General features: G+C 41.4%; 6 protein-coding genes, 4 tRNA genes and 1 rRNA gene. 9 read left to right on the forward strand and 2 right to left on the reverse strand.

Annotation, left to right across the window (positions count from 1 at the left end):
- A 5S ribosomal RNA gene (gene rrf / locus C9J40_RS21605) occupies positions 1 to 116 on the forward strand.
- A 221-nt stretch (positions 117 to 337) separates the two neighbouring features.
- Here the strand turns inward: rrf and pssA are convergent.
- Complete coding sequence (pssA, locus tag C9J40_RS21610; protein WP_107247958.1) at positions 338 to 1,687, reverse strand: CDP-diacylglycerol--serine O-phosphatidyltransferase; 1,350 nt, start codon at positions 1,685 to 1,687, stop codon at positions 338 to 340.
- Positions 1,688 to 1,771: 84 nt separating this feature from the next.
- The gene (locus tag C9J40_RS21615) at positions 1,772 to 2,239 is read right to left on the reverse strand and encodes a GNAT family N-acetyltransferase (RefSeq protein WP_005363553.1); all 468 of its coding nucleotides are present in this window, start codon (positions 2,237 to 2,239) and stop codon (positions 1,772 to 1,774) included.
- Positions 2,240 to 2,324: 85 nt separating this feature from the next.
- Here C9J40_RS21615 and murB point away from each other — a divergent pair, with 85 nt between their 5' ends.
- From murB to C9J40_RS21655, 8 genes are all read left to right on the forward strand, one after another.
- On the forward strand, positions 2,325 to 3,365 hold the full coding sequence (gene murB / locus C9J40_RS21620) for a UDP-N-acetylmuramate dehydrogenase (protein ID WP_107208795.1): 1,041 nt from the start codon (positions 2,325 to 2,327) through the stop codon (positions 3,363 to 3,365).
- Positions 3,362 to 4,324: a bifunctional biotin--[acetyl-CoA-carboxylase] ligase/biotin operon repressor BirA gene (birA, locus tag C9J40_RS21625; protein WP_107247959.1), complete on the forward strand. Its 963-nt coding sequence runs from the start codon at positions 3,362 to 3,364 to the stop codon at positions 4,322 to 4,324. Before murB ends, birA begins: the two co-directional genes overlap by 4 nt.
- Positions 4,324 to 5,055 carry a type III pantothenate kinase gene (locus tag C9J40_RS21630; RefSeq protein ID WP_005363560.1) on the forward strand — a complete coding sequence of 244 codons (732 nt, stop codon included), beginning with the start codon at positions 4,324 to 4,326 and terminating at the stop codon, positions 5,053 to 5,055. The genes birA and C9J40_RS21630 overlap by 1 nt, the downstream gene beginning before the upstream one ends.
- A 96-nt stretch (positions 5,056 to 5,151) precedes the next feature.
- Positions 5,152 to 5,227 (forward strand) — tRNA-Thr (locus C9J40_RS21635).
- Between the two features lie 13 nt (positions 5,228 to 5,240).
- Positions 5,241 to 5,325 (forward strand) — tRNA-Tyr (locus tag C9J40_RS21640).
- Between the two features lie 39 nt (positions 5,326 to 5,364).
- Positions 5,365 to 5,439, forward strand: a tRNA-Gly gene (locus C9J40_RS21645).
- 12 nt (positions 5,440 to 5,451) lie between these two features.
- Positions 5,452 to 5,527: transfer RNA gene (locus tag C9J40_RS21650), tRNA-Thr, on the forward strand.
- A 100-nt stretch (positions 5,528 to 5,627) separates the two neighbouring features.
- The coding region (locus C9J40_RS21655) for a GTP-binding protein (RefSeq protein ID WP_233217677.1) at positions 5,628 to 5,811 on the forward strand (184 nt) is incomplete at its 3' end.

The raw sequence follows: 5,811 nt of genomic DNA on the forward strand, positions 1-5,811 counted from the left end.
CTTGGCGACCATAGCGTTATGGACCCACCTGATCCCATGCCGAACTCAGTAGTGAAACGTAATAGCGCCGATGGTAGTGTGGGGTCTCCCCATGTGAGAGTAGGACATCGCCAGGCTTCAAATTTTAAAAGGCCATCCGAAAGGATGGCCTTTTTTCGTTTTAATACTTTTAAAGTTAGTTTGCATCTATAAACTAGACCTACAGACCTACAGACCTACAGACCTACAGACCTACAGACCTACAGACCTACAGACCTACAGACCTACAACAGAATAGTATTTAATAAAGAGATGTATCACTGCAGTAGAGAGTTACTGCAGTGATAAAGGGGGTGAATTATAGAATTTGATTCAGGATGTGATCCGCTTTTACACGACGAATACGTGTAATGAGCTTTTTAACTTGAGCTGGATAGTTATCAATTTTTTCAATTTGCTTATAACTACCAATAAGCTGGGTATGTTCGAGAATACAATCTAATTCTTGTTGTTGCTGCTCGGCGAGTAGTTGATTTTTGTCATGAATTAAAATCGCATTTTCAAGATCAAGTTTCCAAGCTCGTGGATTGAGGTTATTACCCGTTACTAACATATAACGACGATCTACCCAAAGCCCCTTCAAGTGAAAGCTATTGTTATCGTGTTTCCATAAATGGATCGCTAATTGGCGATGTGCAATAGCGGCTTCATTATGTTTAGCAAAATTACGTAAATTGACTTCATATAAATAAGGTAACCCAGCAATAGTCTTAAAAGGCTCTGATGGTGGAATATAAAAGTCATTTGCTGTTTTATCACCAACGACGATTGTGACCTTTACACCGCGCTTAAGGGCTTTCTTTACTTCGCGACTTACCATTCTCGGAAAGTTAAAGTAGGGAGTACAAATAGTCAGCTCAGATTGTGCACTAGCGATGAGCGTACAAATATCCTGATTAAGTTTGTTCTTACGTTTCCCTAAACCTATCAGAGGTGTTAATCCTACCTCGTCATCTTTAATCTCATCCGGCTCAAAATGGTAGATAGCTTGTTGTAGTTCGGAGCGTAGATCTCGAATTGCCGTCTTCAATGACTTTGTATCGGGTCTTTCTGGTTGTGCTAGGCAGTTAACAGCATTACTCGAAACAAGTATGTCAATAATGAACTGCGCCATGCTGTTAGCGAGCTTTTCATTTTTAATTACGTGGTAGCGATCGTAACGATAACGGTCATGTTGAGCGAGATACACATCATTTAAGCTTGCACCGCTATAAATAACATTATCATCAATAACAAAGCCTTTCAGGTGTAGGACACCGAACACTTCTCGATTACGAACGGGAACGCCAAGCACATCGATCTTGTGAGTATATTTTTCTGCGTACTCACGATATAGCGCGGCATTGCCATCGGACTGACTGGCGCCAATTAAGCCTCGTTGAGCTCTATGCCAATCAACTAATACCTTTATATCAAGTTCGGGGTTGAGTTGCTTAGCTTCATACAGAGCGGTAAGCACACCTCTTCCTGCTTCATCATCTTGGAGATATAAGGCAACTAAGTAAATGCGTTCTTTAGCTGATTTTATTTCTTGATATAGACGCTCTCTAAACGAATTTGCATCAAAAAGAGTCTCTAAATTCTCGGGCTTGTGCGCAATACATGGCAGTTGTTCGATGAGCTGCCTGTTAGCAATAGCTGAATCCATTATCGCCTCGTTTACACGATCTATAAGTAGATGAATTTTGATTAAGGGATCAATTATACCAGAAAAAAAGCGAAGTCAATGTATCTAGTGTTTAGATATGTTTTTGCTCATGCTTTCTGAGGTAAGTGTATCAATAAATAACATTGGAATTAGATTCTTACCGCTATTAGCATAGCGTTGAAAACGTTGCTTGATATTATTGGGAAGGTTTTCGCTATTAATAGTTTGAAACCCTGACTTCTGATAGAAAACTTCTAACTCTTGAAATGCAAAGCAATAGCATGCTTGTTGGTTCATTTGATTACGGCATGCTTCAATAAGCTTATACGCAATACCCTGTAAACGGTACTCTGGGATGACAAGCATGCCTGTCAGTAGTTGTATATCATCAATAGTTTTAAATCGTACGGATGCAATAATACTGTTGTTTGATTCTGCAACCCAGATTGTTTCATCTCTCTTTGCTTTTCCTGATGGATAGAATGACTTGTATATTTTATTAACTAAAGGCAAACGGATAGGATCAAGTTGACGATAAATAATTTGAGACATGGGAAAACACTGCGTTGTTGAATGGGATCAGGTAAAATAGTTTCAATTCGTATCGAAAAGTATAAAGATTTGGTTGTGAATTAACATGAAAGTTTTACATGAAACTGGGTTAGCGCCTTATCACACCTTTGGGATTGATGTATCGGCGAAGTACATACTTGAAGCATCAAGTGTTGAAGATCTCCTTGCTATTTGGCAGGACGAGACATACCAGGAAGTCCCTAAGTTAGTTGTTGGTCAAGGAAGTAACTTACTTTTTTGTGAAGATTACCAAGGCGCTATCATTTTAAACCGAATTAAAGGTATTAATGTAGTCGATAGTACTGAGTATGTTGATTTACATGTAGGTGGCGGTGAAGACTGGCATGGTTTGGTGTCTTGGGCTGTCGATAATGGTTTTAATGGCCTTGAGAATCTAGCACTCATTCCTGGTTGTGTGGGGTCGTCCCCGATACAAAATATTGGTGCTTATGGCGTAGAGTTAAAAGATGTCTGCCAGTATGTTGATGTATTAAATGTACAAACAGGGGAAGTGAAGCGTTTGATGGCTGATGAATGCCACTTCTCATATCGAGATTCAATTTTTAAGCGAGAGTTAAAAGATAACCACATAATTATTGCGGTAGGTTTTCGCTTAACTAAAGCTTGGTCTCCGAAAATAGCCTATGGCCCATTAGCAAAATTCTCGCTCGATACTGTTACAGCCAAAGAGATTTTTGATGAAGTGTGCGCCATTCGCCGTGAAAAACTGCCTGATCCGCAGGTTATGGGGAATGCAGGTAGTTTTTTCAAAAACCCAATTATTTCGTTAGACGTACGTGACTTTCTTTTGTCTGAGTACCCTAACATGCCAAGTTACCCAGTGGACGAAGCTCATTGTAAGTTAGCTGCGGGCTGGTTGATTGATCAATGTGGTTTGAAAGGTTACCAAATTGGTGGTGCTAAAATTCACCAGCAACAAGCACTTGTATTAACGAATGTTGGTAATGCAACTGCACGTGATGTACTTCAGCTAGCACAGTATGTTGTCGATACGGTAATGACTAAATTTGGTGTCTCTCTTGAGCATGAGGTGCGTTTTATGGCACATAATGCTGAAACTAATCTCAACGAGATGCTGCGATGAAAGATCATACCGTACGACTAGCTTTGATTAAGTTACTCTCTGATGGTGAATTTCATTCAGGTGAAGTATTGGGACAAACGCTGGGTATGACTCGTGCTGCAATCGCGAAACAAATTCAAGTCATTCAACAGTGGGGGCTTGATATTTTTAGGGTGCAAGGCAAAGGTTATTGTCTTGCATCAGCGATTGATTTACTTGATAAGCAGCAGATTTTAGAGAAAGTTAAGTGCCCCCATCTTGATTTAATTCCTGTCATCGACTCAACTAATCAATACCTTCTAGATAGAGTAGGGCAACTGCCTAGTGGTAGTGTATGTTTGGCTGAATATCAAGAAGCAGGCCGTGGACGACGAGGTCGACAATGGGTTTCACCTTTCGGTAGTAACCTGTACCTTTCAATTTACTGGCGTTTAGAAGCTGGTATGGCTGCGGCAATGGGGCTGAGTTTAGTTGTCGGCGTCGCGATTGCTGAAACGCTCCAAAAACTGGGTGCGGATGATGTTCGAGTTAAATGGCCTAACGATATTTATTATCAGGATAAAAAGCTAGCTGGTATTCTTGTTGAAATGACAGGTCAAGCAGGGGATGCTGCACACTTAGTGATTGGAATGGGGCTAAATATTAATATGCCACTAACAGAGCAAAGTGAGATCACGCAAGCGTGGACAACACTGTCGCAAGCTTGTGATAGCTTACCGTCTCGAAATATCTTAGCGGCGACATTGATCTCACATCTTAATCAAACACTCTGTGATTACGAACATCAAGGTTTAGTTGGCTTTGTTGAACGTTGGAATAAAATAGATAACTTTTTAAACCGCCCTGTGAAATTATTAATCGGTGAGCGAACCATCGAAGGTACTGCTCGCGGGATTGATGCTCAAGGGGCTTTACTACTGGAAACCGACACTGGTATTACACCGTATATCGGCGGTGAAATCAGCCTTAGAGGTTGCTGATGCAATTATTAATTGAAGCAGGCAATACTTACGTCAAAGTTGCCTTACTAACCCAAAATGAACACATTGAACAAATTGGTAAATACCCAAGTAAAAAATTAGAGCTTGTTTTACAACCGTTACTGGAAGGTAATGTTGAGCGCATTGTTTTTGCGAGTGTCGGACCAGTTGAAGTTGACAATACGATTCAGCGTATAGCACAAATGGCGAATATTCCTGTTACTCAGGTAAAAACTGCACGTGAAGACTTCGGTGTTGTTAACGCATATTCTGAATATCAATACCTTGGTGTTGACCGCTGGCTAACACTGGTTGCTATTCGTCAAAGTTTTAAGCAACCTACGGTGATTGTTGATATAGGCACGGCATTAACGTTTGATGTTATGGACAGTGATGGAAAACATCTTGGTGGTTGGATCATGCCTGGTTATCAGTTAATGATGAAATCAGTACTAGAGAATACGACCAAGGTGTTTTCAGATAGTGAGCATAGTGAATCATTAACACTGGCAAACAATACCGCAGATGGTTTAAAGAATGGCTGCCGTGCTGCGTTGGTTGGATTAATTGAGTTTGGCCTAAAACAAGCATCTGCAGAACTAAATGAAGCGCCCGCGGTAATTCTATGTGGTGGCGGTGTTCGTCATTTGCCAAAATCGTGGTGTAAACCTTTTTATCATCGCTCGGAGTTGGTACTTGAAGGGCTAGGGTTGTATGCAAAGCGCGGTTAATGCCGAAAATTACGTCAATTAAATAAAAAACAATAAAAAAAACACGTTAGGGTATTGCAACAAAAATAATCATTATCTAGAATGCGCACCACTAACGCCGACTTAGCTCAGTAGGTAGAGCAACTGACTTGTAATCAGTAGGTCACCAGTTCGACTCCGGTAGTCGGCACCAGTTTAAAAATTTCGGTGGGGTTCCCGAGTGGCCAAAGGGAGCAGATTGTAAATCTGCCGGCACTGCCTTCGAAGGTTCGAATCCTTCCCCCACCACCATTTTCAAATGGTTGAATAGCTCTACGAGATACAAGTTTTGCGGGCATCGTATAATGGCTATTACCTCAGCCTTCCAAGCTGATGATGCGGGTTCGATTCCCGCTGCCCGCTCCACATTTCTTGTGTGCTGATATAGCTCAGTCGGTAGAGCGCACCCTTGGTAAGGGTGAGGTCGGCAGTTCAAATCTGCCTATCAGCACCACTCTCAAGCCCTAATTCATCCATTTGTTATATACTCAACAAACCCATGTTTGGTTGTGTGGTCGTAATGCCACCTAATACCGTGCCCAGAGGGACTATCCATGTCTAAAGAAAAATTTGAACGCGTAAAACCGCACGTAAACGTTGGTACTATCGGCCACGTTGACCACGGTAAAACAACTCTAACTGCTGCTATCTGTACTACACTTTCAAAAGTGTACGGTGGTGCTGCTCGTGACTTCGCATCAATCGATAACGCTCCAGAAGAGCGTGAGCGCGGTATCA

This window comes from Photobacterium sp. GB-72 (assembly GCF_003026095.1).
Taxonomy (GTDB): Bacteria; Pseudomonadota; Gammaproteobacteria; order Enterobacterales; family Vibrionaceae; genus Photobacterium.

Excerpts from the sequence above, each read along its gene's own strand:
- pssA (WP_107247958.1), bottom strand. The coding sequence starts at position 1,687 with ATGGATTCAGCTATTGCTAACAGGCAGCTCATCGAACAACTGCCATGT.
- C9J40_RS21615 (WP_005363553.1), bottom strand. The coding sequence starts at position 2,239 with ATGTCTCAAATTATTTATCGTCAACTTGATCCTATCCGTTTGCCTTTA.
- murB (WP_107208795.1), top strand. The coding sequence starts at position 2,325 with ATGAAAGTTTTACATGAAACTGGGTTAGCGCCTTATCACACCTTTGGG.
- birA (WP_107247959.1), top strand. The coding sequence starts at position 3,362 with ATGAAAGATCATACCGTACGACTAGCTTTGATTAAGTTACTCTCTGAT.
- C9J40_RS21630 (WP_005363560.1), top strand. The coding sequence starts at position 4,324 with ATGCAATTATTAATTGAAGCAGGCAATACTTACGTCAAAGTTGCCTTA.